Raw genomic sequence first — 26,279 nt, 5'->3', positions numbered from 1 at the left:
TCGGCCCAGTCGCCGCAGGGTGGCGCCGTGACCTCCCACCCCGCACCCCTCGCAGCCTCCCGGCCCGGTCCCCTCGTGGCCGGCGGGCCGGCCGACCTCCTGGCCCTCGTGCCGTACCGCCTCGGGTTCCACCCGGCCGACTCGGTCCTGCTCGTCGAACTGCGGCGCGCCGATCCGGTGACCGGACGGCGCACCGTCGGCCTGCTGGTCCGCGGGGACCTGCCCCCGGCCGAGGGGGGGCGGGTGGACCCCGCCGCCGCCCGCGTCGCGGCCGAGGCGTGCCTGCGGCTGGTGCGGCGGTCGGTGCGGGCGGGGTCGGAGGTCCTCGTCGTGCTCTACGACTCCGCGGCCCGTGCGACCGGGACCGCCCTCGAGCCCGGTCCGGCGGCGGGAGCCGTGCTCGACGCCGTCCGGTCGGGATGGCGGTCGGGACGGCGCTCCGGTCGGGGGCCCGGGCGGGGTGCGGACGGGCCGCGCCTGGGGGACCAGCTCCTCGTCGGGGCCGGACGGTGGCGCACGCTGTCCTGCGCCGGCCCCTGCTGCCCGGCGGCCGGTGAGCCGTTCGGCGACGAGGCCGTGGTCGGCTCGAGGCGCGCGGGCAGTGCGCTGCGGCTCCAGGCCGAGGCCGTGTGGCGGGGGTTCGCTGCCGCCCCGGACCGCGCGGCCAGCCTGCCGGTGCTGGCCCCGGCCGACCCCGACCGGTGCGCCGCGGCGGCCGCATCTCGCCGGGAGCCGGTGACCCCGGCGCAGGCGCGCGCCCTGGTGGGTGCGTTCGACCGCGCCGTCGAGGAGGGCCTCCAGGGGGCCGTCGGCGGCGGCCTGCCCGGTGTCCCCGCGAGCTCCCCGGTCGACGACGCCGCGTGGTGCGGGCGGCTCCTGCGCGCCCTGGACCGGCTCGAGGTGCGCGACGCCGTCCTGCTGTCGGGCTGCCGGGGACCGAGCACGGCGCCGGCCCGCCGGCACCTGCTGCGTCCCCCGGGCGCCGCCGGCTCCCCGGTCGGTGCCGTCGACGTGGGGCGGGCGCTGTCCGGGGAGAGGGACCCGGCGCGCGCGGCCGCCGCGGCCGAGCTGGCCGTCCGGGTCGCCCGTTGCGGCGGCACCGGCGGCGCCGCGGAGGCCTGGGCCGTGGCGGCGTGGCTGGAGTGGACCGCCGGCCGGTCCGTGCGGGCCGGGGCCTGCGCCGAGCAGGCACTGCGCGAGGACCCGGACCACCGGCTCGCGGTGCTCGTCGACCACGCCGTGCGGCGTGGGCTGGGACCGGCGGGGGAGTCCGGTGCCGAGTTCCGTGCCGAGGTCGGTGCTGCTCCCGGCTGAGCGGCACCGGTGCGGGCGGCACCCGTCGCGCGTAGTACGGTCACGGATCGTCTACGACGTTGGAGGGTGCGGCATGGGGATCGTCGTCGGGTACGTGGCCAACCCCGAGGGGAGGGCCGCGCTGGAGCGGGCCGGTGCTGCCGCGGTCCGGCTCTCCGCACCCCTCGTGGTGGTGCACAGCCGCCGCCCGGGCCGGGAGGTCGACGCCGAGGAGGCCGGGCTGCTCGCGGCCGTCCACGACAAGGTGCGCGCCGAGCTGGCCGAGGCGGGCCAGTCCGTGGAGGTGCGCGAGGTCCCCGACTCCGACGACCCGGCCGACGACCTCATCACCGCGGCCGAGGAGTCCGGCGCCTCCCTGATCGTCATCGGGCTGCGACGTCGCACGCCCGTCGGGAAGCTCATCCTCGGCGCCAGTGCGCAGCGCATCCTGCTCGACGCGCCGTGCCCCGTCCTGGCGGTCAAGCCGGAGGACTGAGCCGGCTGGGCCGGTCCGGCGCCGTTGTGGTGCCTCCCGGGTGGTGTCGCGCCACCTCATCCGCGGATCCGTGCAAGAATCGGCGTTTGTCTCCCACGTGGGCATAAGCACCCGCCCGCCGGTGTTGACGTTGTCGACTGCTGCCCGCGCAGTCCCGTTCCGCCCACGACGAAAGGCAGTCCGTGTCGTCGGTACCGACCTCCCGGCCGCTCCCGCCAGAGTTCGCTTCCGCTCCCTTCCAGGAGCTTCTGCAGCACGGAACCACCCACGGCTACGTCGACGCGCAGTCGGTCCGGGTGGCGTGCGAGGACGCCCAGCTGCCCGTGCAGCGCATGAAGGCCGTCCTGCGCGCCCTCGACGACAACGGGATCACCGTCAAGGTGCCCGCCGAGGCGCCCAAGCGCGCCGTCGCGGCGGCGTCGGCCCGTCGGACGACGTCCACGGCGACCGCGACGAAGACCGCCCGCCCGGCCGCCAAGCGCGCCGTCGCTCCGGCCGAGGACGAGGACGGCGCGGTCGCCGCCCCGGCCAAGCCCGCCGCCAAGACGGCGGCGAAGGCCCCGACGAAGACGGCCGTGAAGAAGACCGCCGCCAAGACGGCGTCCAAGGCCCCCGCCAAGACGGCCGCCAAGTCCTCCCCGTCCGACGAGGGCGACGAGCCCACCGGCGACGAGGCGATCGAGGACCTCGCTGCCGACGAGGTGGCGTCGGACGAGGAGACCACCACCGAGGCGCCCGAGGGCGAGACCGCCAAGAAGACCGGCGGTGCCTTCGTCCTGCGCGACGACGACGAGGACGACGCTCCCGCCCAGCAGGTCTCCACGGCCGGTGCGACGGCCGACCCGGTCAAGGACTACCTCAAGCAGATCGGCAAGGTCGCCCTCCTCAACGCCGAGCAGGAGGTCGAGCTCGCCAAGCGCATCGAGGCCGGTCTGTTCGCCGAGGAGAAGCTGCACTCCGGCGACGAGATCGACCCGATCTTCAAGCGCGAGCTGTGGTGGATCAGCGAGGACGGCCGCCGCGCCAAGAACCACCTCCTCGAGGCCAACCTCCGCCTCGTCGTCTCCCTCGCCAAGCGCTACACCGGCCGCGGCATGCTGTTCCTGGACCTCATCCAGGAGGGCAACCTCGGGCTCATCCGTGCGGTCGAGAAGTTCGACTACACCAAGGGCTACAAGTTCTCGACCTACGCGACGTGGTGGATCCGCCAGGCCATCACCCGCGCCATGGCCGACCAGGCCCGCACCATCCGCATCCCGGTGCACATGGTCGAGGTCATCAACAAGCTCGCCCGCGTCCAGCGGCAGATGCTGCAGGACCTGGGCCGCGAACCCACTCCGGAGGAGCTCGCCAAGGAGCTCGACATGACCCCGGAGAAGGTCGTCGAGGTCCAGAAGTACGGGCGCGAGCCGATCTCGCTGCACACGCCGCTGGGCGAGGACGGCGACTCCGAGTTCGGTGACCTCATCGAGGACTCCGAGGCGGTCGTCCCGGCCGACGCCGTGAGCTTCACGCTCCTGCAGGAGCAGCTGCACTCGGTGCTCGACACCCTCTCCGAGCGCGAGGCGGGCGTCGTCTCGATGCGCTTCGGCCTCACCGACGGACAGCCGAAGACACTGGACGAGATCGGCAAGGTCTACGGCGTGACGCGTGAGCGCATCCGTCAGATCGAGTCCAAGACGATGTCGAAGCTGCGGCACCCGTCGCGCTCGCAGGTCCTGCGGGACTACCTGGACTGACGTCCCACCCACGAACGGCCCGACCGGCTCCCGGTCGGGCCGTTCGTGCGTTCACGGCGTGACCGTGCTGGTGGTGCCGCTGGCCCGCAGGCTGCGCTCGGCCAGGACGCCGAACGCCCGGCGCAGCGCGGCGGGGGAGACGTCCTCCACGTCGGCGTCGAAGCGGGCGACCGCCGCCGCGAGCGCGGGCCAGGACCACGACCCGAGGGTCAGGCCGCTGCGGCCGTCGCCGAGGTCGACGAGGGTCCCGTCCCCGACGAAGGGGGCGAGTTCGACGGCGGGCCGACGCAGCACCACCCGGCCGGCGACGGGCCAGGCGTCCCGCACGGTCGACCCCTTGAACCGCGCCTCGACGAGTGCCCCGGGGTCCCCGCCGGGGACCGGCCGTGGGACGAAGCGCGGTCCGGCGGGGACGAGCGGTTCGAGGCGGTCCAGGCGGAAGGTCCTCCAGTCGTCCCGGTCGAGGTCCCACGCCAGCACGTACCACCGGCCGCGTCGGTGCAGCAGGTGGTGCGGCTCGACGCGGCGGGTCTCGTCCCGGTGCCGCAGGCGCAGCACCTCGTGGGCGCGCACGGCGGCGCCGACGGCCAGCAGCACGTCGGCGTCCACGGCCGGCTCCCCGCTGCCCACGACGACCGTGTCGGCGAGCGCCTCGACGCGGTGCCGCAGCCGGGACGGCAGCACCTGCCCCACGACGGCGAGGGCGCGCTCGGCAGCCTCCCCGAGGTCGCCGCCGGCGGCCGCGGTCGTGCGGAGGGCGACGACGAGGGCCACGGCCTGCTGGTCGTCGAACAGCAGCGGCGGCAGGTCCTGCCCGGCGGCGAGCCGGTACCCGCCGTCCGGTCCCTTGAGGGCCGTGACGGGGTAGCCGAGCTCGCGCAACCGGTCGACGTCGCGGCGCACGGTGCGGGGGCTGACGCCGAGCCGGTCGGCGAGGAGGGGGCCGGGCCAGTCGCGCCGCGCCTGCAGCAGGGACAGCAGGGTCAGCATCCGGCCTGAGGTTCCGCTCACGGATCCAAGGATGACCCGAGAAGAGGTCAGGACCTGACCGCTGACCGGAGGAGAGTCGACCTCGTCGCCGGGACCGCCCCGGCCGCACGAGGAGGACGACGTGACCGTCACGACCACCACCCACCTGAACTTCCGCGGCCAGGCCCGGGAGGCGCTGGAGTTCTACGCCGGCGTCCTCGGCGGCACGCCGACCGTCGTCACCTACGGGCAGGCGCACGACCCGCAGGGGCAGCCCGACCACGTCGTCTGGGGCGAGGTGCAGGCCCCCGGAGGGGCGCACGTCATGGCGTACGACGTCCAGACCGACCGGGAGTTCGACCCCGGTGTCAACGCCGTCTACGTCTCGCTGCGCTGCGAGACGGCGGAGGAGGTCGCGCGGACCTACGAGGGGCTGGTCGAGGGCGCTCGGCACGTGCGCACACCGCTGGGGCCCTCGGCCTTCTCGCCCCTCTACGGGATGCTGACCGACCGGTTCGGCGTGACGTGGGTGGTGGACCAGCGCGTGGAGTTCAGCGCAGGCTGAGCGCCCCGGCGACCCACACCCCGGTCGCGAGGAGGGCGGCGCAACCCTCCAGGGCCACGCTCAACCCGACGTTCCTCAACGCCACGACCGTCGAGCGCCAGGCCCGGCGGGCGCGGTCGGGGACGTCGGCGGCGGCCGCCAGTTCCCCCAGGAAGACCCCGAGGACGAAGCCCAGCGGCAGGCCGAGCACGGGGACGACGAAGAAGCCGACGACGCCGAGGACGGCGCCGAGCAGCAGGGTGCGCTTGCCGATGCCGGCGCGGCTCATCCGGCGGCCGGGCAGGAGGTACATGCAGACCTGCCCGGCGGCCAGCAGGACGGCCACCCCGGCGAACCAGGCCCAGGCGGCGCCGCCCTCGGCGACGGCCCACACGAGGGCCGACAGCCCGATGAGCACGGTGCCCGGCAGCACCGGGACGACGATGCCGACGAGACCGACGGCCATCGCCAGTGCGACGACGACGAGCCCGGCGTCACCCATGGTGACGCCGGGCTCGCCGGTCGTGCGGTGTGGCGGTCAGCGTTCGTCGGGCGCGGCGGTCGACGACGTGGCCACGAGCTTCTGGGACTCGTCGTGGATGTCGGCGCCGGCGGCGCGCAGGGCCTCGCGGTGCTCACGACCGTGGTGAGCGCAGAAGAGGAGCTCACCACCGGCGTTGAGCTGGACCCGCACGTAGGCCTGTGCGCCGCACCGGTCGCAACGGTCCGAGGCGGTCATGGGGCTCTGGCTGAGGGTGGTCATGGCGGTGGTCATCCCGCGACTCCTTCCGGGTCGTGCACGCTGGCGGGCAGCTGCTGCTCCCGCCGGACACTCTTCCCCAACCTTCGGCAGCTCGCGCGCGTTCCCACGCCGTTGGAGCAACCCGTTCGCTCCTAGCGGAGGTGTCATCGGTCACACCGGGCCCGCCGGGCGCCTCCTCGGGCCCGAGGACGGGGCCCCGTACGCTGCCGGGGTGACTCCCCCCAGCCCGAACTCCTCCGGCCCCTCCGGCGGCGAGGACAAGTACACCGCGGCGAACCTGCTGGTCCTCGAGGGCCTCGAGGCCGTCCGCAAGCGGCCGGGGATGTACATCGGCTCCACCGACTCGCGCGGCCTCATGCACTGCCTTTGGGAGATCATCGACAACGCCGTCGACGAGGCGCTCGGCGGGCACTGCCAGAACATCCACGTCGTCCTGCACGCCGACGGCTCGGTCGAGGTCCACGACGACGGCCGCGGCATCCCGGTCGACGTCGAGAAGCGCACGGGCCTGTCCGGCGTCGAGGTCGTCTTCACCCACCTGCACGCCGGCGGCAAGTTCGGCGGCGGGTCCTACTCGGCCTCCGGCGGTCTGCACGGGGTCGGGGCGAGCGTCGTCAACGCCCTCAGCTCCCGCCTCGACGTCCAGGTCGACCGCGGCGGCAAGACGTACGCGACGAGCTTCCGGCGCGGTGCGCCCGGCCGGTACGCCGGCGAGGGCCCCGACGCCCCCTTCACCCCGGCGACGGGCCTGGAGGTCGTCGGCCGCGCCAAGCGCGGGGCCACCGGGACGCGGGTGCGCTACTGGGCCGACACGCAGGTCTTCCTCAAGGACGCCGAGTTCTCCCACGCCGACCTCGCCGCCCGGGCGCGGCAGACCTCCTTCCTGGTGCCGGGGTTGCGCATCGTCGTGCGCGACGAGCGCTCGGGCGAACCCACCGAGGAGGTGTTCCAGCACGACGGCGGGATCGGGGAGTACGTCGAGTTCCTCACCCCCGACGCCCCCGTCACGGACGTGTGGCGCCTGCAGGGCGAGGGCACGTTCACCGAGACGGTGCCGGTCCTGGACGACTCCGGGCACATGGACATGCAGGACGTCGAGCGCCACTGCGTCGTCGACGTCGCGCTGCGCTGGGGGACGGGCTACGACCCCACCGTGCGCACCTTCGTCAACATCATCGCCACGCCCAAGGGCGGGTCGCACCTGTCCGGGTTCGAGCAGGGCCTCTACGCGGCGGTGAAGGCCCAGGTCGACGCCCAGGCCCGCCGCCTGAAGGTCGGCAAGGACGAGAAGCTGGAGAAGGACGACGTCCTCGCCGGCATGACCGCGGTCATCACGGTGCGGCTGGCCGAACCGCAGTTCGAGGGCCAGACCAAGGAGGTCCTCGGTACGGCGGCCGTCCGGGGCATCGTCCGCAAGGTCGTCGAGGGCGAGCTGACGACGGCCCTGACGAGCGGCAAGCGCGAGGAGAAGGCGCAGGCCACCGCGGTGCTCGACAAGGTCGTCACCGAGATGAAGTCGCGCATCTCCGCCCGGCTGCACAAGGAGACCCAGCGGCGCAAGAACGCGCTCGAGAGCTCCTCGCTGCCGCCCAAGCTCAAGGACTGCCGTTCCGACGACGTCGCCAACACCGAGCTGTTCCTCGTCGAGGGCGACTCCGCGCTGGGCACGGCGATGGGCGCGCGGGACTCGGAGTACCAGGCGCTGCTGCCGCTGCGCGGCAAGATCCTCAACGTCCAGAAGGCGTCCGTCACGGACATGCTGAAGAACGCCGAGTGCGCCTCGATCATCCAGGTCGTCGGCGGCGGGTCGGGCCGCAGCTTCGACCTCTCCTCGGTGCGCTACGGGAAGATCGTGCTGATGACGGACGCGGACGTCGACGGCGCCCACATCCGGACGCTGCTCCTGACCCTCTTCTTCCGCTACATGCGGCCGCTCATCGACGCCGGCCGGGTCTTCGCCGCCGTGCCCCCGCTGCACCGCGTGGAGGTCAACGGGGCGGGGCGTCGCGAGCGCGAGGTGATCTACACCTACTCCGACGCCGAGCTGCGCCGGGTGACCGCGGACCTGACCAAGCGCGGCCGGACGTACAAGGACCCGCAGCGCTACAAGGGCCTGGGGGAGATGGACGAGGACCAGCTGGCCGAGACGACGATGGAGCGTGCGCACCGGACGCTGCGCCGGGTCACCGTCTCCGACGGGGCCGTGGCCGAGCGGGTCTTCGAGCTGCTCATGGGCAACGACGTCGCCCCGCGCAAGGACTTCATCATCGCCGGCGCCGAGAACCTCGACCGGGACCGCATCGACGCCTGAGCCGGCCCCCTGAACGCCCCTCGTCCTCCCGGACGGGGGGTGTTCTGCGTTCAGCACCGGACGGATGTCCGTTTGAGTCCGAAGTGTTGACTTCTGGCCCGGATCGGGCGTAGAACTGCTCCCAGCCCGACGGAACGGGCGCAGAACCGCAGAGCACGACCCCCGACGAGGACGTCAGCAACGACGAGGACGTCAAGCAGGAGCACCCACAGATGTACGCACCGGAGCGGCACCAGACGATCCTGGACGCGGCGCGCGACGCCGGCCGGGTCGAGGTCACCGCGCTGGCCGAGCTCCTCGACGTGACGCCCGAGACCATCCGTCGCGACCTCACCGTCCTCGAACGCCGTGGCGTCCTGCGCCGCGTCCACGGCGGGGCCATCCCCGTCGAACGGCTCGGCGCGGAGCTGGCCGTCCCCGAACGCCAGGACGTCGCCGGCCCGGAGAAGGACCGCATCGCCCGCGCCGCTCTGGCCGAACTGCCCGACGGCGGCACCCTGCTGCTCGACGCCGGCACGACGACGGCCCGCCTGGCCGAGCTCCTGCCCACCGACCGCGAACTCGTGGTCGTCACGCACGCCCTGCCCATCGCCCAGGTCGTCGCCCAGCAGATGGCCCAGCGCCCCAACGTCACCCTGCACGTCGTGGGGGGCACGGTCCGCGGCCGGACGCTGGCCGCGGTCGGGGTCTGGGCCGAACGCGCTCTCGCCGAGGTGTTCGCGGACGTCTGCTTCCTCGGGACGAACGCCCTCACCGTCGAGCACGGGCTCACGACGCCGGACCTCGCCGAGGCCGCCGTCAAGCGCTCCCTCATCTCCTCCGCCCGGCGCACCGTCGTGCTGGCCGACCACACCAAGTTCGGCCGGGACGACTTCGCCCACGTCGCAGACCTGGAGGCTGTCGACACCGTGATCACCGATTCCGCGACCGACCCCGAGATCCTCGGGGACGTCGAGGCCGCCGGCCCCCGGGTCGTGCGCGCATGAACGTCCTGACCGTCACGCCGAACCCGAGCGTCGACCACACCGTCGAACTCGCCGTGCTGACCCGTGGCGAGGTCCACCGCGCCCTGGCCGGTTCCGTCGAGGCCGGCGGCAAGGGCGTCAACGTCGCCCGGGCCCTGGCCCGCCACGGTCACACCACCACGGCCGTCCTGCCGTCGGGCGGGGTCGACGGCGACCGCCTCGAGGCGCTGCTCGCGCCGCAGCGGGTGCGCGCGCTGACCGTCCCCATCGCCGGGACGATCCGCACGAACACCACCGTCGTCGAGGCCGACGGCACGACGACCAAGCTCAACGAACCCGGTCCGGAACTCACCGTCGCAGACGTGGACGCGTTGCAGCGCAGCGTGTGCGACGAGCTCGAGGCCGCCCCGGACTGGTTCGTCAGCAGCGGTTCCCTGCCTCCCGGCGCCCCCGTCGACCTGCACGCCCGGTTCGTCGTCGCCGCCCGGCGGGCCGGTGTCCGTTCCGCCGTCGACACCAGCGGCGCCGCGCTCGCCGCCGCCGTCGACGCCGCCCCCGACGTGCTGAAGCCCAACGAGGACGAACTCGCCGAACTGCTCGGCCGCGAACTGCACACCGTGGGCGACGTCGTGACCGCCGCCGGGGAACTGCGAGGTCGCGGTGTGGGCGAGGTGCTCGTGAGCCTCGGCGGTGCCGGCGCCCTGCTGGTGGGGCCGGACGGCGTGGTGTGGGCCGGGGGAGAACCCCTCGTCCCGCTGAGCACCGTCGGCGCCGGCGACTGCACGCTCGCGGGTTTCCTGCACGCGTGCGGGACCCCGGCCCAGCGCCTCGCGACGGCCGTGGCCTGGGGCCGCGCCGCCGTCCTCCTCCCGGGCAGTTCCGTTCCGGGCGACCCCGAGACCACCCGCGCGGCCACGGCCGTCCGGACCCTGACCGATCCCGATCCCGACACCCTCGTGAAGGACCTTCAGCGATGACCGACCTGACCGCTCCCGAACTCGTCCTCACCGACCTGGTGGCGACCGACCGCGTCGACGCGACGCGTCAGCTGGCGCAGACGCTGGCCGACGCCGGGCGCGTCACCGACCTCGAGCAGTTCCTCGCCGACGTCGCCGCCCGCGAGGAGCAGATGGCCACCGGGATCCCCGGCGGCATCGGCCTGCCGCACGCCCGGTCCGCGGCCGTCACGGTCCCGAGCCTGGCCGTGGGCCGCGTCGTCTCCGGCGAGCGCATCGACTGGGGCGCCCCCGACGGCCCCGCCAACCTCGTGTTCCTCATCGCCGCACCCACCGAGGGCGAGGCCGACCACCTGCAGATCCTCGCGGCCCTGGCCCGCAAGCTCGTGCACGCCTCCTTCCGCGAGTCCCTCCTCGCGGCGCCCGACGCGGCCGCCGTGTCCTCGACCGTCCTGACGGAGGTGTACGGACGATGAAGTTCGTCGCGATCACCAGCTGCCCCACGGGCATCGCCCACACGTACATGGCCGCCGAGGCCCTCGAGCAGGCCGGCAAGGCCGCGGGGCACGACGTCCAGGTCGAGACGCAGGGTTCGGCGGGGTCGGCCCCGTTCGACCCCGCGGTCATCGCCGCGGCCGACGGCGTGATCTTCGCCGCCGACCTCGAGGTCCGGGACAAGGACCGCTTCGCGGGCCTGCCCTTCGTCGACGTCGGCGTCAAGAAGGCCGTCGCGGATGCGCCCGGTGTCGTCGCGGCCGCCGTCGCCGCCGTCGAGGCCACCCCGAAGGGCTCGACCCCGGCTCCGGCCGCGGGCCCGGCCCTGGCCACCAAGGTGACGTCGAACGCCGGCGTCGGCACCCGCGTCCGCCAGTGGCTCATGACCGGGGTCAGCTACATGATCCCGTTCGTCGCCGCCGGCGGGATCATGATCGCCCTCGCCTTCCTCATCGGCGGGTACCAGATCTCCGACGTCAAGGCCGCCGACCTCATCTCCGGGTTCGACCCGCTGTCCGGCCACGACTGGGCCGGGCTGCTGTTCGTCCTGGGCGGCGCGGCGTTCGGGTTCCTCGTCCCCGTCCTGGCCGGGTTCATCGCGTTCGGCATCGCCGACCGCCCGGGCATCGCCCCCGGTTTCGTCGGCGGCACCATCGCGGTGACCGTCGGCAGCGGGTTCCTCGGCGGCCTCGTCGCCGGGTTCCTTGGGGGTTTCGTCGCCCTCGCCCTGGCCCGTCTGAAGGTCCCGAACGCCGTGCGCGGCATCATGCCCGTCGTCGTCATCCCGCTGGTGGCCACGTTCGTCACCGCCGGCGCCATGCTCGTCGTGCTCGGCCGGCCGATCGCGTGGCTCATGGACGAACTCACCGCGGGCCTGAACTCGCTCTCGGGCAGCGGCATCGTCCTGCTCGGCGTCATCCTCGGCGTCATGATGGCCGCCGACCTCGGTGGGCCCATCAACAAGGTGGCCTACACCTTCGCCACCACCGGCCTGGCCACCGTCGCGACGTCCTCGGGCAGCCCGGTGGAGCTGAAGGTCATGGCCGCCGTCATGGCCGCCGGCATGACGCCGCCGCTGGGCATCGCCCTGGCGACGTTCGTCCGCAAGAACCTCTTCACCGAGGCGGAGCGGCAGAACGGCAAGGCCGCGGTCCTGCTGGGGGCGTTCTTCATCACCGAGGGTGCGATCCCGTTCGCGGCGGCCGCCCCGCTGCGCATCATCCCGGCCGCGATGATCGGCTCCGGCCTCACCGGCGGCCTCACGATGGCCTTCGGCAACACGCTGCGCGCCCCCCACGGCGGGATCGTCGTCTTCGGCCTCGTCGGCCAGCCCCTGCTGTACCTGGTGGCGATCCTCATCGGGACCGCCGTCACCGCCGTGGCGGTCATCGTCCTCAAGGGGCTGCACCGCAAGGCCCCCGAGGCGCAGGCCACCCCCGCCGCCGCCCAGCCCGCGACCGTCTGACCCCCCCCGCCCGAGCAAGGAGAACTGCCGAGATGAGCACCCGCACCGCCACCGTCGCCTCCCGCGTGGGGCTGCACGCCCGCCCCGCCTCGCTGTTCGTGCAGGCCGCCGCGGCCACCGGTCTGCCGGTGACCGTCGCCGTCGGCGACGGCGAACCCGTCGACGCGCGCAGCATCCTCATGGTCATGGGGCTCGGTGCCAAGCACGGCGACCAGGTGACGCTCACCGCCGAGGGGGAGGGCGCCGACGCCGCGCTGGACTCCCTGGTCGCGCTGGTCGAGACCGACCACGATGCCTGACGTCCTCTTGGGCGTCGGGGTCGGGACGGGCGCCGCGGTGGGGACGGCCGTCGTCCTCGCCCCGGCCGCCCGGCCCCCGGCCGCTGAGCCCGCCGATCCCGCCGCGGGTCCCCGCATCCGCGAGGCCTTCGACGCCGTCGCCGCGGAACTGCGCCGTCGGGCGGAGTCGGCCGGCGGCACCACGGCCGACGTCCTGCAGGCCACCGCCCTCATGGCCGCCGACCCCGGGCTGCTGGCCGTCGTCGACCAGCGCCTGGCCGCCGGTTCCGGGCCGGCCACCGCCGTCGACGAGGCCGTCGAGCAGTTCTGCGCGGTCCTGGCCGCGAGCGGCCCGTACCTGGCCGAACGCGTCACCGACCTGCGCGACGTGCGCGACCGCGTCGTGGCGCGCGTGCTGGGTCTGCCCGAACCCGGTGTCCCGCAGCTGAACGGCCCGTCGGTCGTCGTGGCCCGGGACCTCGCCCCGGCGGACACGGCCGCGCTGGACCTGTCGCTCGTCGTCGGCATCGTCACCGAACTCGGCGGCCCCACGAGCCACACCGCGATCATCGCCGCGCAGTTCGACATCCCGTGCGTCGTCCGCGTCGGCGGCGCGCTGGACCTGGTCGCGGGCACGGAGGTCGCGCTCGACGCGCGGGCCGGGACCGTCACCCCCGACCCGCCCGCCGGGTTGCGCGAGGAGGTCGCCGCCCGCCGTGCCGCGCGTGCCGCGCTCGCGTCCTCCGCCGGTGGCCCCGGCCGCACGGCGGACGGCACGGCCGTCCAGCTGCTGGCGAACGTCGGGACCCTCGAGGACGCCGACCGCGCTGCGGCGCAGGACGTCGAGGGGGTGGGCCTGTTCCGCACGGAGGTCCTGTTCCTCGACCGGGCGAGCGCGCCGACGCTGGCTGAGCAGACCGACGCCTACGCCCGCGTGTTCACGGCCTTCGGCGACCGCAAGGTCGTCGTCCGGACCCTCGACGCCGGCGCCGACAAGCCGCTCGCCTTCGTCGACGTGGCGGCGGAGGAGAACCCGGCGCTCGGGGTCCGTGGGCTGCGCACGTCGCGCCGGCACCCGGAGCTGCTGGCGACGCAGCTGCAGGCCCTCGCCGCGGCGGCCGAGCGGACCGGTGCCCGACCCTGGGTCATGGCTCCCATGGTCTCGACCCCGGCCGAGGCGGGGCAGTTCGCCGCCCGGGCGCGGGCCGCGGGGTTGCGCACGGTCGGGGCGATGGTGGAGGTGCCCGCGGCGGCGTTGCGGGCCCGACAGCTCGTGGCCGCGGGGCTGGACTTCGTCAGCCTCGGGACCAACGACCTGACGCAGTACGCCATGGCGGCCGACCGGCTCGAGGGCGACCTCGCGGACCTGCTCGACCCGTGGCAGCCGGCCGTGCTGCAGCTCGTCCAGGCGACCGGCGCCGTCGACGTTCCCGTCGGGGTGTGCGGCGAGGCCGCGCGCGACCCGTTGCTGGCCCTCGTCCTCGTGGGCCTCGGGGTGCGCAGCCTGTCGATGGCCCCTGCGGCCGTCCCGGCCGTGCGGTTCGCGCTGTCCCGCACCGACCTGGGCACCTGCGTCAAGATGGCCGACGCGGCGTTGGAGGCGGACTCGCCGGACGACGCACGCGAGGCGGCGGCGCGTTTCGCCGACGCGGACGTGCTCGCGTTGTAGCCTCAGGAACAGGATCCCTCGGCGGGACGTCCCCCCGGCCTCGCCGAGGGATCCGCAGGTCTCGAGTGCAGCCGTGCGTGTCAGCGGTGCAGTGGTGGAGGTGTGTCGGACGTGCCCAGGGTCGTCGTCACGACGGCGGGCGGGGTGCGCGGCCGGGCCGCCGACCGTGGTGTCGTCAGCTTCCGGGGAGTTCCCTACGCGGCGCCCCCCACGGGGTTGCGCCGCTTCGCCGCCCCCGCCCCGGTGGACCGCTGGGAGGGCGTGCGCGAGGCGCGCGACCCGTCGCCCGTCGCCCCGCAGGACCCGCGGTCCGGGTACGGCTGGTCGCCGGCCGCGGGCGAGGACCACCTCACCGTCGACGTCCACGTCCCCGCCGACTTCCCGCGGGACCTGCCGGTGCTCGTGTGGATCCACGGCGGCGGTTGGGTCTCGGGCTCCGGATCGGCTCCGGGGTACCACCCCGCCGCCTGGGTGCGCCGGGGTTTCGTCGTGGTGTCGATGAACTACCGGCTGGGTTTCGAGGGTTTCGGTGCCGTCCCCGGCGCTCCCCACAACCGGGGCCTGCTGGACCAGGTCGCGGCGCTGCGGTGGGTGGCCGAGAACGTCCGGGCCTTCGGCGGGGACCCGGACCGGGTCACCATCGCCGGGCAGTCCGCGGGTGCCGCCTCGGTCGCCGCGCTCCTGTGCGCCCGCGACGCACGCGGTCTGTTCCGTCGGGCCATCGCGGCGAGCATCACCGGCGAGACGGTCACCGTCGCGCAGGCCGAGCGGACGGCGGAACTCGTGGCCCGCGCGGCTCGCGTCCCCGCGACGCGGGAGGGTTTCGCCGGGCTCCCACCGGTGCGCCTGCTCGCGGCCTCCGACACCGTCGCCCAGGACCTCGCCGCCGACCCCCGTGCCGGGGTCCGCGGGGCGGTCCCGCTGCTGTACCACCCCGTCGTCGACGGTGACGTGGTCACCGGGCCCTTCATGGAGGGTGACCAGGCGGGTGGGGACCCGGCCGTGGACCTGCTCGTGCAGAACGCCGCGGACGAGTGGACGTTGTTCTCCCGCAGCGGTTTCGCGCCGGTCGCGGCCACGTTCGAGCAGGTCGCGGAGTTCGCCGTCGCCGTGGGCCTGCCCGCCTCCGCGGTGCAGGACTACCGCGCGCTCCTGCCGTCCGCCGACCCCGGTGCGCTCGGGGACGCGGTGCTGTCCGACGCGCTGTTCGCCGAACCCTCGCGACGGTTCGCCCGGGCGCACACCGCCCGCGGTGGCCGCACCCACCTGGCCCGCTTCACGTGGCGGTCCCCGGCCCTCGGTGGCCGGTTCGGTGCGACCCACGGCCTCGACGTGCCCTTCGCCTTCGGCAACCCGCAGGCGATGGAACTGTTCCTGCACGCCGTGCCCGTCCTGCCGCTGGCCCGCAAGGTGCCCCGGGTCGGTCCGCGCCTGCGGGGGCTGTTCCCCACGCCCGCGGCCGCGGCGCTGTCCCGGCGCATGGTCGAGGCGTGGACGCGGTTCGCCGCCGACGGCGACCCCGGCTGGCCCGCGGCGGACGCCGACGGCGTCCCCGTGCAGGTGTGGGGTTCGCGCGACGTCCTCGAGCACGCCCGGGACCCGCGCGAGGACCTGTTCGCCGACGTGGAGTTCCGCCCCTACGACGGCGAGGTCCCCGCCCCCGTCTGAACGGGGCGTACGGGATGTCTGCACGGTGACCCTGGAACCGCCCTTCCGGGGCGCTTGCGGCGTCAGGTCGCAGACATCCCGTCCGCGCGGTGTGCAGGGCGTCCACCTGACAGCACAGTCCCAGCGGTCCACGTGCGGAGCGTGGAGCGGTAGCGTCGCCGGGTGACGAGATCCGAGACCCGCGCGCGCCGCCCCGGCGTCCTGGCCGCCGTCCGGGAGCTCGTCCTCGTCGTGGCGGTCGCCGTCGTCGTCTCGCTCGTCGTCAAGACGTTCCTGCTGCAGGTGTTCTGGATCCCGTCGGGGTCGATGGAGCAGACGCTCGACGTGGGGGACCGGGTCGTCGTCTCCAAGCTGACCCCCGGTCCGTTCGCGCTGCACCGCGGCGACGTCGTCGTGTTCGCCGACCCCGGGGACTGGCTCACCGGCCAGCCGCCCGCCCCGCAGCGGGGCCCGCTCGCCCGGGCCCTGGCCACGGTCGGCGTCCTGCCGCAGGACGGGAACGACCACCTCGTGAAGCGGCTCGTCGGCCTGCCCGGGGACCACGTCGTCTGCTGCGACGACCAGGGGCGGCTGTCGGTGAACGGGGTCGCGGTCGATGAGTCGGGGTACCTCGCGGCGGGGGCCCGTCCGAGCGAGAAGGCGTTCGACGTCACCGTCCCCGCGGGGGACCTGTGGGTCATGGGCGACAACCGCCAGGACTCCTCGGACTCGCGCAAGCACGGGTTCCTGCCGGAGGACGACGTCGTGGGCCGGGCCGAACTCGTCGTCTGGCCGCTGTCCCACTGGTCTCGGCTCGCCACGCCGTCCGCCTTCGACGACGTGCCCGCCGCGTCGGGCGTCTCCTAGCCCCGGACGGCCCGCCGGACGTAGCGTCGTGCGGTGACGACCCCCTCCCCGGACACGCCCGACGGCCTCGCCCCCGCCCTGGCCCGCCGGCTGGCCACCGAACCCGCCGCCGTCCGCCGGGCCCTGACGGTGCTCGGCGAGGTCCTCTCCGGCGGTGACCGGTCGCCGACGACCGCGAACGGCTTCGTCGAGACCCACCTGCGGCTGCCGCACACCGCCCTCGTGTCCGAACGCGTCGACCTGACGAACACCCGGGCCGTGTCGGTCGGTGCGGCGCTGGCCGACCTCGTCGACCTGCACGCCGCGGTCCTCGGGCCGGTCGAGGACGACGAACCTCCCACCTGGCAGCGCATCGACCTGCTCGACGAGCACGTGTCGGTGCCGACGTCGGCCGCGGCGTTCTTCCCCGCGGGCACGGCCACCGACGCGGACGTCGTCGTGCAGCTGGCCGAGCACGAGTACGAGCCCCAACCGGCGTCGCTGCGCGTGCTGTCCCGTCCGGGTGACCACGCGGCCGCGCGGACCGTCGCCGACGCGCTGCTGGCGACCGCCCGGCGGGACAAGGGGTTCTACCGCGGCCGGGTCCTGCACGCCGACGCGCACCTTCCCCTGAAGCTGAAACCCACGGCGCTGGGCCCCGGTGGTCGCGAGGACCTCGTGCTGCCCGCGCACGTGTGGACGGAGATCGACGCCAACGTCGCCGCGTTGACCTCGCGCGCGGACCTGTTGCGCAGCATGGGTCTCGGCACCAACCGCGGGGTGCTGCTGGCCGGGCCGCCCGGGGTCGGCAAGAGCGCCCTGAGCCGCGTCGTGGCCCGGGAGCTCGCGGGGGAGTTCACCGTCATCATCGTCGACGCCGCCGCGGCCTCCAGCGTCCTGCGCCAGGTGTACCGGGAGACGACCGACCTCGGTCCGTGCGTCGTCGTCCTCGAGGACGTCGACCTCTACCTCGGCGACCGCAAGGCGGGTGCGCGGGGGACGGCGCTGGCCGACTTCCTCGCCGTCCTCGACGGCACCGAGGAGTACCGCGACGTGCTGACGCTGGCCAGCACGAACGACCCGTCCGCCCTCGACGCCGCCGCCACCCGCTCGGCCCGGTTCGACGCCGTGGTCCACCTCGTGGCGCCGGACCGCGAGGAGTGCGAGGCGATCCTGCGCCGGTTGTTCGGGGCGTTCGGCGAGGAGGGGGCCGTCGACTGCGCCGCGGTCGCCGCCCACCTGCCGCCGGGGGTGACGGGCGCGGACCTGCGCGAGATCGTGCGCCGCACCGTCCTCGGCCACGGCGAGGACCTCGGCACCGAGGCCGTGCTGCAGGTGGTGCGGGACGGTCGCTGGCAACCGGCCCCGCTGACGGGGAACTACCTCTGAGGGACGGGCCTCACGGGTCAAGTTCCGTCGCCCCGTCGAGCAGTTCCCGGGCGACGTCGGCGTGGCCGGCGTGCCGCGCCGACTCCTGCAGGAGGTGGAACGCGATCCACGCCAGGGTGGGGCGGGTCCCGGTGCCGCCGTGGTCGCGCGCCGCGGTGGTGGCCGGGTCGTGGGACCGCAGCACCCGCAGGGAGTTCTCGTGCTCGGTGCGGTGGAACGAGGACACGCCGGCCACCGTGTCCTCCGGTCGGGGGACCCACTCCTGCTCGGCGGTCCCCGGCCAGGAGAAGTCGACGTCCTCACCCGAGAACACGTGCCGGACCCAGAACCGGCGCACGCACGCCGAGTGCTGCACGAGGCCGAGCAGCGACCAGCCGGAGGGGACGGCGGGTGTGCGGACCTGGGCGTCGCTCAGGCCCTCCAGGCGCCGTAGCAGCACGGTCGCGTACCAGTCGAGGTACCCGGCGCACAGCGCGGTGGGGTCGGACGACAGCGGCGACGGTTCCCCCGCGAACGGCACGTCAGCCCCGGTTCCCGGTCACCGCAGGAACTCCTCGACGGCCAGCACCCCGCCCGCCTCCTCGAACTCGGCCCGCACCGCGGCGAGCAGCTCGGGGTCGGCCAGGACGTCCAGCGCCGTGAGCGCCAGACCGACGGCCCCGTCGAGCACCCCGCGGTCGCCGGTCGCCGACCCGGCGGCCGCCGCGAACTCCGCCGTGTGCAGCGACAGGTCGGGGGAGGAGATCGCGAGCATCGGGTGGATGGCCGGGACGCGGACGCTGACGTTGCCGAGGTCGGTGGACCCCGACAACGTCTCGGGCACGACCCCCGGGGGCAGCGCAGTGCGGCCGCGACGGCTCTGGTGCGTCGTCCAGCGCGCCGCGAGCTCCCGGTTCGCGCGGATGGGCAGGTAGGCCGGTTGCCGGTCCCACTCGAGCTCGACCCCGGTGCCGGTCATCGCCGCGGCGGCCCGCAGGACGAGTTCCACCCGTGAGCACAGGTCGGCGAGCGTGGCCGGTTCGGCCGAGCGGACGTAGTACTCCGAACTCGCCGTCGCGGGCACCACGTTGGGCCGCTGCCCGCCGTCGACGACGATCCCGTGGACGCGGTCGCCGGGGGTGATGTGCTGGCGCAGCATCGCGATCCCGGTGTAGCCGGCGACGACGGCGTCGAGGGCGTTGCGCCCCATGAACGGCTGGGCCGAGGCGTGCGCGGCGACCCCGTGGTAGGTGGCCCGCACCTGCCGGCGGCCCAGGAACGGCTGGACGGCGACGTCGTAGGAGAACGGGTGGAGCATGACGACGGCGTCGATCCCCTCGAGGGCGCCGTCGCGGGCCATGAGTTCCTTGCCGCCGCCGCCCTCCTCGGCCGGGGTTCCCAGGAGCACGACCGTGCCGCTCACCGCACCGGACCGCAGCGCGCTCACGAGGCCGAGGAACGCGCCGACGGCCGTGGCGCAGATGACGTTGTGCCCGCAGCCGTGGCCGATGCCGGGCAGCGCGTCGTACTCGGCGAGCACCGCGACGGTCGGGCCCTCTCCGGTGCTCACGCTCGCGCGCAGCGCCGTCTCCAGCCCGTGCACCCCGACCTCGGCCTCGACGTCGTGGCGGGCCAGCAGGTCCGCCAGGGCTCGGACGGAGTCGTGCTCGGCGAAACCCTCCTCGGGGTGCGCGTGCAGGGCGTGGCTCAGCGCCAGCAGGTCGTCCCTGAACCCCTCCACGGCGGCCTCGGTGGCGGCGAGCACCCCCTCGGGCGCCCCGGCGTGGGTGCTGCGCAAGGGGTCGGCGGTCGCGGCGGCCCGGTCGATCGCGGCCCGCACCCCGTCGAGGTACGTGCCGTCCGGGGGCGTCGGGCGCGTGGGGTCGTGCCGGTCCGGGGAGTCTCGCTGCGCGTCGGCCATGCGCAGCAGGCCTACCGCGTCGGACCCTCGGCTGTCGACCACGACCCCCCGCGTCAGCTCGTGGCGGGCGGGCCGCTCACGGCCGCGACGGGCTTGTCGAGCGCGGTGCCCGAGCCGTCACGGCGTCCCTGGGGCCCCGGCAGCGCCACGGCGCTGCCCGTCGAGGTCGCGGCCTCGGCCGGTCCCCGCCCGGCCCACGCGAGCAGCAGCGTGTCCTCGCCGCGCGCGAACCGGTGGCAGCGGACCCCGCCCGTGGCGCGGCCCTTGGACGGGTACTCCGACAGCGGGGTGACCTTGGCCGACCCGACCTGCGAGGCCCCGCCGGCCGCGTCCCCGGCGACGGTGACGACCACCGCGTCGGCGGCGTCGGGGTCGACCGCCGTCATCGCGACCACCCGCGCACCGGGGGCCAGCTTGACGCCCGCCATCCCTGCGGCCCCGCGGCCCTGCGGGCGCACGAGGGCGGCGGAGAACCGCAGCAGCTGCGCGTCCGTCGTGACGAACACGAGGTCCTCGCTCCCGGTGGCCAGGGCCGTGGCGGCCACGACCTCGTCCTTCTGCCGGGCCGTGAGGTCCTTCAGCGCGATGACCTCGACCTCCGGGCGGTTGCCGAGGGGTTCGGGCACGACGCGCTTGACGACGCCCGAGGCCGTCGCCAGCGCGAACCCCGGGTCGTCGGGGTCCTCGACGCCCGCCACGGGCAGCGGCACGATCGTCAGCGCCCGTTCGCCCTTGCCGAGCGTCACGAACTCCTTGACGCTCGTCCCGCCGGACAGGTTCGGCCGCCCCGCGACCGGCGGCAGCGTCGGCAGTTCCAGCACCGAGACCTTGACGAGCCGGCCCGCCGAGGTGAGGACGCCCACGTCGCCGCGGGCGGTGGCCGGGGCTGCGGCGGTGACGAGGTCGTGCCGGGCGCGCCGGCCCTCGGTGCCCAGGGGCTCGGCCGAACTCGTGCGGGCCAGCAGCCCCGTCGAGCTCAGCAGCACCCAGCACGGGTCGTCCTCGATCTCCAGCTGCGCCGCGGCCGCCGCGCCCGTCGCCGGCCCCGAGGACGTCAGCAGCACGGTGCGGCGCGGGGTGCCGTGGTCGGCGGCGACCTGCCCGAGCTCGTCGCTGACGAGGGTCCGCAGCCGCTGCTCGTCGTCGAGGATCGCCTGCAGTTCGGCGATCGTCGCCTGCAGTTCGGCCTGCTCGCGCTCGAGCTCGATGCGGGAGAACCGCGTCAGGCGGCGCAGCTGCATGTCGAGGATGTAGCGGCCCTGGGTCTCGGACAGGGAGAACCGCTCGACCAGGCGGGCCAGCGCGGCGTTCGCGTCGTCGGAGGACCGCACGATCGCGATGACCTCGTCGATGTCGATGATGGCCAGCAGCAGGCCGTCGACGAGGTGCAGGCGGTCCTGCGCCTTGCCGAGGCGGAACTGCGTGCGCCGGCGGACGACGTCGACGCGGTGCCCGACGAACACCTCGAGGAGTTCCTTCAGCCCCAGCGTCCGCGGCTGCCCCTCGACGAGGGCCACGTTGTTGATGCCGAACGTCTCCTCCATCGGCGTCAGCCGGTAGAGCTGTTCCAGCACGGCCTCGGGGTTGAACCCGTTCTTGACCTCGATGACCAGGCGCATGCCGTTGCGGCGGTCGGACAGGTCCGTGACGTCCGCGATGCCCTGCAGGCGCTTGTTCTTGACGTTGTCGGCGATCTTCTCGACGAGGCGTTCGGGGCCGACGCCGTAGGGGAGTTCGGTGACGACCAGACCCTGCCGGCGCCCGATCTTCTCGACCTTCACGCTGGCCCGGGTGCGGAACGTGCCCCGGCCGGCGGCGTACGCGTCGCGGATGCCCTCCAGGCCGACGACGCGCCCACCGGTGGGGAAGTCCGGACCGGGCACGAACCGCATGAGCGCCGGCAGGTCCGCGTCGGGGTGCTTGATGAGGTGGCGGGCCGCGTTCACGACCTCGACGAGGTTGTGCGGCGGCATGTTCGTCGCCATCCCGACGGCGATGCCGCTGGCCCCGTTGACGAGCAGGTTCGGGAACGCCGCGGGCAGGACCCCGGGTTCCTTCAGGCGGTCGTCGTAGTTCGGGACGAAGTCGACGACGTCCTCGTCCAGGCCCGTGGTCATGAGCAGCGCGGCGGGCGCCATCCGGGCCTCGGTGTACCGCTGCGCGGCCGGACCGGCGTCGAGGGAACCGAAGTTGCCGTGCCCGTCGATGAGGGGCAGCCGCATGGTGAAGGCCTGCGCCTGGCGGACGAGGGCGTCGTAGATCGCGACGTCACCGTGCGGGTGGAGCTTGCCCATCACCTCCCCGACGACGCGGGCGGACTTCACGTGCGCCCGGGCGGGGATCAACCCCATGTCCTGCATCATGTAGAGGATGCGGCGCTGGACCGGCTTGAGGCCGTCGCGCGCGTCGGGCAGGGCCCGGGAGTAGATGACCGAGTACGCGTACTCGAGGAACGCGCCCTGCATCTCCTGCTCGACGTCGATGTCGACGATCCGTTCGGGGACGTCGGTCGGCGGAGGTCCGGATCTGCTGGGCACGGGGGCATTCTGCCGCGCCCGGGGCCCTCACCGGCTCCAGGGCACGCCGAACCGCCCGTCGTGCACCGCGTCCGCCACCGTCCGCCGGTGCCGCCGGGACGGTCGAGAGGCCTCCCCGGGCGCCGGGTGCCCCAGCGTGAGCGCCGCGACGACGCGCCGGTCGGCCGGCACCGCGAAGACCGCGCGGACCGCCGCGTGCGCCGCCGACGGGACGCCGAACAGGCACGCCCCCAGGCCCTCGTCGACGGCCGCGAGCAGGACCAGCAGACCGGACATGCCGGTGTCGACGTCGGGCCAGGCCACCTCCCAGGTCGCGGCGTCGCGGTCCGGGCCCGGCTTGTCGGCCGCCGCGTACCGCCGGGCGTAGGCGCCGGGGTCGGCCAGCAGCAGCACGACGACGGGGGCCGTGCGCATGCCGGTCAGCCACGGGTCCGGCGCCGCGCCGGCGTCCCGGGTCCCCGCGGTCGTGCTCCAGAAGAGCTCCCGGTCGGCCGGCGAGCGCAGCACCAGCAGGTCCCGGCCCTGGCTGTTGCCGGCGCTGGGCGCGCGCAGCCCCGCGGCCACGACCCGGCCGAGGACGTCGTCGGCCACGGGCCGCCCGTCGTAGCGGCGGACCATGCGCCGCGCCCGCAGGACCTCGGAGTACTCCACGGGCCCATCCTCGTAGGATCGGGACCATGCCGCTGCCGCCCGTGGGCTACCCGACCCGGTGGGAGGCCGACGTCGCCCTGCGCGACGGGGGGACGGCGCACGTGCGGCCCATCCGGCCCGATGACGCCGACGCGGTCGCGGCCTTCCACGACCGGCAGTCCGACGAGTCGCGCTACTTCCGCTTCTTCGCCCCCATGCCCCGGCTCTCGCGGCGCGACCTGGCCCGCTTCACCCAGGTCGACCACGTCGACCGCGTCGCGCTCGTGGCGACCGTGGGGGAGGACATCGTCGGCATCGCGCGCTTCGACGCCGCGCCCGTGCGCCCCGGCCGGCCCCGCTCGGCCGAGGTCGCCTTCAACATCTCCGACGCCCACCAGGGCCGCGGGCTGGGGTCCGTGCTGCTCGAGCACCTCGCCGCCGCCGCCCGCGAACGCGGCATCCGCCGCTTCACCGCCGACGTCCTGCCGACGAACGCCAAGATGATCGGCGTCTTCCGCGAGGCCGGTTTCGAGGTCCGCCAGGGGTTCTCCGACGGGGTCCTCGACGTCTCCTTCGACATCGACCCGACCGAACGCTCCGTCGACGTCATGCAGGCCCGCGAGCAGCGTGCCGAGGCCCGCAGCCTGACGGCCCTGCTGACCCCGCGGTCGGTCGTCGTCGTGGGCGCCCGGCGCACCGTCGGCACCGTCGGGCACCGGTTGCTCGCCGACCTGCTGGCGGGGGACTTCGCCGGCACCGTCCACGCCGTGAACGCCGCCGGCGCAGGAGAGGAACTCCTCGGGGTCCGCCTGCACGCCACCGTCGCCGACATCGGCGAACCCGTCGACCTCGCCGTGGTCGCCGTCGCCCCCGCGACCGTCCTGGAAGCCGTGACCGACTGCGCCGCAGCCGGTGTGCGGGGTCTCGTGGTCGTCTCCAGCGGTTTCGCCGAGACCGGCCCCGAGGGTGCGGAGCTGCAGCGCGAACTCGTCCGCATCGCCCGCGCCAACGGCATGCGCGTCATCGGCCCGAACTCCTTCGGCGTCGTGAACACCGCCGCCGACGTCCGCCTGAACGCCTCGCTCGCCCAGGAGGTGCCCCCGCCGGGGCGGTTCGGGTTGTTCAGTCAGTCCGGGGCCCTGGCCGTCACCGTCCTGAGCTCGGCCCACCGCCGCGGGCTGGGGATCTCCACCTTCGTCTCGGCCGGCAACCGCGCGGACGTCTCGGGCAACGACCTCATGCAGTTCTGGCACGACGACGAGGCCACCGCCGCCGTCGGCCTCTACCTCGAGAGCGTCGGGAACCCCCGCAAGTTCAGCCGCGTCGCCCGCCGCCTGGCCCGGCGCAAACCCGTCATCGTCGTCAAGTCCGGCGCCTCCGGTTTCGGCGTCCCGCCCGGGCACACCGTCCGGCGCTCGCAGGTGCCGTTCGAGGTCGTCGACAGCATGCTGCGTCAGGCCGGCGTCATCCGCGTCGAGAACGTCCACCAGCTCTTCGACGTGGCCCAGGTGACCGTCGAGCAGCCGCTGCCCGAGGGCGCCCGCATCGCCATCGTCGGTAACTCCGACGCCCTGGGGACCCTCGCCGCCGACGCCTGCGTCAGCTGGGGCCTGCAGGTCGTCCACGGGCCGTCCTCGGTGCACCCCGAGGCCCCCGTCGAGGAGTTCACCGCCGCCCTGCGCGACGCGTTCGCCGACCCCGAGGTCGACGCCGTCGTGGCGAGCTGGGTGCCGCCCACCGCGACGGTGGACGCCGCGGTGGCCACGGCGGTCGCCCGCACGGCGGCCGAGGGCGGCAAGACGTGCGTGACGTGCTTCCTCGGGACCCGTTCGGTGTCCGCGGCCCGCGTGGGTTCGGGGGACCCGGGCGACGACTGCCCCTCGGTCCCGAGCTTCCCGACCCCGGAGGACGCGGTCCGCGCCCTGGCCTCCGTGGTCCGGTACGCGCAGTGGCGGCGCAAGGAGCGCGGCCATCCCGTCGCGCCCGAGGGCGTCGACCTGCCGCGGGCGCGCGCCGTGGTCGCCCGGGTCCTGGCCGCCCACCCCGACGGAGCGCTGCTGGACCGCGACGCCCGGACCGAGCTGCTCACCGCCGTCGGCGTCCCCCTGCTGCCGCGCGCCGAGGTCGCGGCCGGGGAGGACGCCGCGGAGGAGGCCGTGCGCGCCGCGGAGCGCTTCGGCTGGCCCGTCGCGCTCAAGACCGTGGGGGAGGCCCTGGCGGGCCGGCAGGACCTGCGGGGTGTCCGCCTCGGACTGTCCAGCGCCGACGCGCTGCGCGCCGCGGTGGGGGAGATGCGGGCCGTCTTCGGCTCGGAGGTGAAGGCCCTGGCCGTGCAGCCCATGGCCCCGCTCGGCGTCCCCTGCCTCGTCCGCAGCACCGAGGACCCCCTGTTCGGGCCCGTGCTCGCCTTCGGTGTCGAGGGTGACCCCCTCGACCTCATGGGCGACGTCGCCTACCGCATCCCGCCGCTGACCGACGTCGACGTCGCCGACCTGGTCCGCTCCGTCAAGGCCGCCCCGAAGCTGTTCGGGCACCGTGGGTCCCCGCGCCTGGACGTGCCGGCCCTCGAGGACGTCGTCGCCCGCGTGGCCGTGCTCGCCGACGCGCTGCCCGAGCTCGCCGAGCTGCGGTTGAGCCCCGTCCTCGTCGCCGAGCAGGGCCTGACGTGCCTGGACGCCGTCGTCCGCGTCGCGCCCCCGCAGGGCCGCGCCGACCCCGACCGCCGGACGCTGCCGACCTGAGCCCACCTGAGCACGGGGGGTGCAGCAGGTGCGGGATGATGGCCGGATGCGCGACCGCACCGACACCCGTGCCGGCTCCGACCTCCCGGTCGCCCTGCTCCAGGACCTCGCCCGCGCCGGGTACTACCCCGAGCTCGTGGCCGACTGCCTGCGCACGGCCGTGGCCGGCGAGCCCGTCCACGCGCACCTGGTGCACCCCGAGACCACCTTCGACGCCAACGAGGTCCGCCGGCACGTCACCGTGCTCGTCACCACCCCCGGCCGCCTCGTCGTGGCCCACGCCGACGACCACGGCCCGGACGACACCTCCGGTGAGCCGTACGCCGTCTGTTCGACGGAGTCGGTCGCCCTCTCCCGCGTTCACTCCGTCGTCGTCTCCCAGGTGGTCTCCCGGCCCGCTGACCACCGGCCGGGCTCCACACCCGCCGAGGTGAGCCTGACCCTCGGGTGGGGTGCGCTGCACCGCGTCGACCTCGAACCGGCGTCCTGCCCCGACCCCGGCTGCGAGGCCGACCACGGCTACACCGGGTCGGTGACCGGTGACGACCTCACCGTCCGCATCGCCAGCGCCGCCGAGGGGGCCGACGCGGTCACCGCGGCCCTCGACTTCGCCCGGGCCCTGTCCGCCGTGGCCGGTCGCTGACCT

The 26,279-nt window shown here is 74.8% G+C and carries 23 protein-coding genes; 16 read left to right on the top strand and 7 right to left on the bottom strand.

Translation table 11 applies throughout. From position 1 onward, the window contains the following. Positions 1-27: 27 nt before the first annotated feature. The 3 genes from ACFEMC_RS11855 to ACFEMC_RS11845 all read left to right on the top strand — a co-directional run bounded on the left by ACFEMC_RS11855 (position 28) and on the right by ACFEMC_RS11845 (position 3,528). Positions 28-1,314 (top strand): DUF4192 family protein, encoded by a 1,287-nt coding sequence (locus tag ACFEMC_RS11855; RefSeq protein WP_380169824.1) that lies wholly within the window; start codon positions 28-30, stop codon positions 1,312-1,314. Positions 1,315-1,387: 73 nt separating this feature from the next. Further along, the gene (locus ACFEMC_RS11850) at positions 1,388-1,789 is read left to right on the top strand and encodes a universal stress protein (RefSeq protein WP_380169823.1); all 402 of its coding nucleotides are present in this window, start codon (positions 1,388-1,390) and stop codon (positions 1,787-1,789) included. A 182-nt stretch (positions 1,790-1,971) separates the two neighbouring features. Continuing rightward, entirely contained in the window at positions 1,972-3,528 is a 1,557-nt protein-coding gene (locus ACFEMC_RS11845) for an RNA polymerase sigma factor (RefSeq protein WP_380169822.1), read from the top strand. Positions 3,529-3,579: 51 nt separating this feature from the next. Here ACFEMC_RS11845 and ACFEMC_RS11840 read toward each other — a convergent pair whose 3' ends face one another. After that, positions 3,580-4,539 (bottom strand): helix-turn-helix transcriptional regulator, encoded by a 960-nt coding sequence (locus ACFEMC_RS11840; protein WP_380169821.1) that lies wholly within the window; start codon positions 4,537-4,539, stop codon positions 3,580-3,582. Between the two features lie 100 nt (positions 4,540-4,639). On the opposite strand from ACFEMC_RS11840, the gene ACFEMC_RS11835 reads away from it, so the two are divergent. Next, positions 4,640-5,062, top strand: coding sequence for a VOC family protein (locus tag ACFEMC_RS11835; protein WP_380169820.1), 423 nt, complete (start codon positions 4,640-4,642; stop codon positions 5,060-5,062). On the opposite strand, the gene ACFEMC_RS11830 is transcribed toward ACFEMC_RS11835, so the two are convergent. Continuing rightward, positions 5,049-5,543, bottom strand: a complete 495-nt coding sequence (locus ACFEMC_RS11830; RefSeq protein WP_380169819.1) for a DUF456 domain-containing protein — start codon at positions 5,541-5,543, stop codon at positions 5,049-5,051. The two genes, ACFEMC_RS11835 and ACFEMC_RS11830, sit on opposite strands and share 14 nt — an antisense overlap. A 36-nt stretch (positions 5,544-5,579) precedes the next feature. Next, a complete protein-coding gene (locus ACFEMC_RS11825; RefSeq protein WP_367637499.1) occupies positions 5,580-5,816 on the bottom strand; it encodes a hypothetical protein in 237 nt (78 codons plus the stop codon). A 199-nt stretch (positions 5,817-6,015) separates the two neighbouring features. On the opposite strand from ACFEMC_RS11825, the gene ACFEMC_RS11820 reads away from it, so the two are divergent. From ACFEMC_RS11820 to ACFEMC_RS11775, 10 genes are all read left to right on the top strand, one after another. Beyond that, complete coding sequence (locus tag ACFEMC_RS11820; RefSeq protein ID WP_380169818.1) at positions 6,016-8,115, top strand: type IIA DNA topoisomerase subunit B; 2,100 nt, start codon at positions 6,016-6,018, stop codon at positions 8,113-8,115. 212 nt (positions 8,116-8,327) lie between these two features. Further along, positions 8,328-9,101 carry a DeoR/GlpR family DNA-binding transcription regulator gene (locus ACFEMC_RS11815; protein ID WP_380169817.1) on the top strand — a complete coding sequence of 258 codons (774 nt, stop codon included), beginning with the start codon at positions 8,328-8,330 and terminating at the stop codon, positions 9,099-9,101. Beyond that, entirely contained in the window at positions 9,098-10,057 is a 960-nt protein-coding gene (locus tag ACFEMC_RS11810) for a 1-phosphofructokinase family hexose kinase (RefSeq protein ID WP_380169816.1), read from the top strand. Before ACFEMC_RS11815 ends, ACFEMC_RS11810 begins: the two co-directional genes overlap by 4 nt. Continuing rightward, complete coding sequence (locus tag ACFEMC_RS11805) at positions 10,054-10,512, top strand: PTS sugar transporter subunit IIA (RefSeq protein ID WP_380169815.1); 459 nt, start codon at positions 10,054-10,056, stop codon at positions 10,510-10,512. The genes ACFEMC_RS11810 and ACFEMC_RS11805 overlap by 4 nt, the downstream gene beginning before the upstream one ends. After that, on the top strand, positions 10,509-11,996 hold the full coding sequence (locus ACFEMC_RS11800) for a PTS fructose transporter subunit IIC (protein WP_380169814.1): 1,488 nt from the start codon (positions 10,509-10,511) through the stop codon (positions 11,994-11,996). Before ACFEMC_RS11805 ends, ACFEMC_RS11800 begins: the two co-directional genes overlap by 4 nt. Before the next feature lie 32 nt (positions 11,997-12,028). Beyond that, positions 12,029-12,295: an HPr family phosphocarrier protein gene (locus ACFEMC_RS11795; RefSeq protein ID WP_380169813.1), complete on the top strand. Its 267-nt coding sequence runs from the start codon at positions 12,029-12,031 to the stop codon at positions 12,293-12,295. Next, complete coding sequence (locus tag ACFEMC_RS11790; protein WP_380169812.1) at positions 12,288-13,943, top strand: putative PEP-binding protein; 1,656 nt, start codon at positions 12,288-12,290, stop codon at positions 13,941-13,943. The genes ACFEMC_RS11795 and ACFEMC_RS11790 overlap by 8 nt, the downstream gene beginning before the upstream one ends. Positions 13,944-14,054: 111 nt before the next feature. Next, the gene (locus tag ACFEMC_RS11785) at positions 14,055-15,611 is read left to right on the top strand and encodes a carboxylesterase/lipase family protein (RefSeq protein WP_380169811.1); all 1,557 of its coding nucleotides are present in this window, start codon (positions 14,055-14,057) and stop codon (positions 15,609-15,611) included. 162 nt (positions 15,612-15,773) lie between these two features. After that, complete coding sequence (gene lepB / locus ACFEMC_RS11780; RefSeq protein WP_380169810.1) at positions 15,774-16,457, top strand: signal peptidase I; 684 nt, start codon at positions 15,774-15,776, stop codon at positions 16,455-16,457. Positions 16,458-16,490: 33 nt separating this feature from the next. After that, positions 16,491-17,825: an ATP-binding protein gene (locus ACFEMC_RS11775; protein WP_380169809.1), complete on the top strand. Its 1,335-nt coding sequence runs from the start codon at positions 16,491-16,493 to the stop codon at positions 17,823-17,825. 10 nt (positions 17,826-17,835) lie between these two features. On the opposite strand, the gene ACFEMC_RS11770 is transcribed toward ACFEMC_RS11775, so the two are convergent. The 4 genes from ACFEMC_RS11770 to ACFEMC_RS11755 form a co-directional block, all read right to left on the bottom strand. Continuing rightward, entirely contained in the window at positions 17,836-18,345 is a 510-nt protein-coding gene (locus tag ACFEMC_RS11770) for a DinB family protein (protein WP_380169808.1), read from the bottom strand. A gap of 18 nt (positions 18,346-18,363) precedes the next feature. Continuing rightward, the gene (locus ACFEMC_RS11765; RefSeq protein WP_380176743.1) at positions 18,364-19,725 is read right to left on the bottom strand and encodes a M20 family metallopeptidase; all 1,362 of its coding nucleotides are present in this window, start codon (positions 19,723-19,725) and stop codon (positions 18,364-18,366) included. 53 nt (positions 19,726-19,778) lie between these two features. After that, entirely contained in the window at positions 19,779-22,190 is a 2,412-nt protein-coding gene (locus ACFEMC_RS11760) for a DNA topoisomerase (ATP-hydrolyzing) subunit A (RefSeq protein ID WP_380176741.1), read from the bottom strand. Between the two features lie 99 nt (positions 22,191-22,289). After that, the gene (locus ACFEMC_RS11755; protein WP_380169807.1) at positions 22,290-22,913 is read right to left on the bottom strand and encodes a nitroreductase family protein; all 624 of its coding nucleotides are present in this window, start codon (positions 22,911-22,913) and stop codon (positions 22,290-22,292) included. A 26-nt stretch (positions 22,914-22,939) separates the two neighbouring features. On the opposite strand from ACFEMC_RS11755, the gene ACFEMC_RS11750 reads away from it, so the two are divergent. Both ACFEMC_RS11750 and ACFEMC_RS11745 read left to right on the top strand, forming a co-directional pair. Continuing rightward, positions 22,940-25,633 (top strand): GNAT family N-acetyltransferase, encoded by a 2,694-nt coding sequence (locus ACFEMC_RS11750; protein ID WP_380169806.1) that lies wholly within the window; start codon positions 22,940-22,942, stop codon positions 25,631-25,633. 46 nt (positions 25,634-25,679) lie between these two features. Continuing rightward, the gene (locus ACFEMC_RS11745) at positions 25,680-26,276 is read left to right on the top strand and encodes a DUF5998 family protein (RefSeq protein WP_380169805.1); all 597 of its coding nucleotides are present in this window, start codon (positions 25,680-25,682) and stop codon (positions 26,274-26,276) included. The last annotated feature ends 3 nt before the right edge of the window (positions 26,277-26,279 follow it).

The organism is Kineococcus sp. DHX-1, from assembly GCF_042473625.1.
Taxonomy (GTDB): Bacteria; Actinomycetota; Actinomycetes; order Actinomycetales; family Kineococcaceae; genus Kineococcus.
Note: the sequence above shows the minus strand (reverse complement) of the source record. Positions and strands in the feature narration are given on the sequence as shown.

Excerpts from the sequence above, each read along its gene's own strand:
- ACFEMC_RS11805 (WP_380169815.1), top strand. The coding sequence starts at position 10,054 with ATGACCGACCTGACCGCTCCCGAACTCGTCCTCACCGACCTGGTGGCG.
- ACFEMC_RS11810 (WP_380169816.1), top strand. The coding sequence starts at position 9,098 with ATGAACGTCCTGACCGTCACGCCGAACCCGAGCGTCGACCACACCGTC.
- ACFEMC_RS11800 (WP_380169814.1), top strand. The coding sequence starts at position 10,509 with ATGAAGTTCGTCGCGATCACCAGCTGCCCCACGGGCATCGCCCACACG.
- ACFEMC_RS11825 (WP_367637499.1), bottom strand. The coding sequence starts at position 5,816 with ATGACCACCGCCATGACCACCCTCAGCCAGAGCCCCATGACCGCCTCG.
- ACFEMC_RS11830 (WP_380169819.1), bottom strand. The coding sequence starts at position 5,543 with ATGGGTGACGCCGGGCTCGTCGTCGTCGCACTGGCGATGGCCGTCGGT.
- ACFEMC_RS11760 (WP_380176741.1), bottom strand. The coding sequence starts at position 22,190 with ATGCAGGGCGCGTTCCTCGAGTACGCGTACTCGGTCATCTACTCCCGG.
- ACFEMC_RS11750 (WP_380169806.1), top strand. The coding sequence starts at position 22,940 with ATGCCGCTGCCGCCCGTGGGCTACCCGACCCGGTGGGAGGCCGACGTC.
- ACFEMC_RS11765 (WP_380176743.1), bottom strand. The coding sequence starts at position 19,725 with ATGGCCGACGCGCAGCGAGACTCCCCGGACCGGCACGACCCCACGCGC.
- ACFEMC_RS11850 (WP_380169823.1), top strand. The coding sequence starts at position 1,388 with ATGGGGATCGTCGTCGGGTACGTGGCCAACCCCGAGGGGAGGGCCGCG.
- ACFEMC_RS11745 (WP_380169805.1), top strand. The coding sequence starts at position 25,680 with ATGCGCGACCGCACCGACACCCGTGCCGGCTCCGACCTCCCGGTCGCC.
- ACFEMC_RS11815 (WP_380169817.1), top strand. The coding sequence starts at position 8,328 with ATGTACGCACCGGAGCGGCACCAGACGATCCTGGACGCGGCGCGCGAC.
- ACFEMC_RS11790 (WP_380169812.1), top strand. The coding sequence starts at position 12,288 with ATGCCTGACGTCCTCTTGGGCGTCGGGGTCGGGACGGGCGCCGCGGTG.
- ACFEMC_RS11795 (WP_380169813.1), top strand. The coding sequence starts at position 12,029 with ATGAGCACCCGCACCGCCACCGTCGCCTCCCGCGTGGGGCTGCACGCC.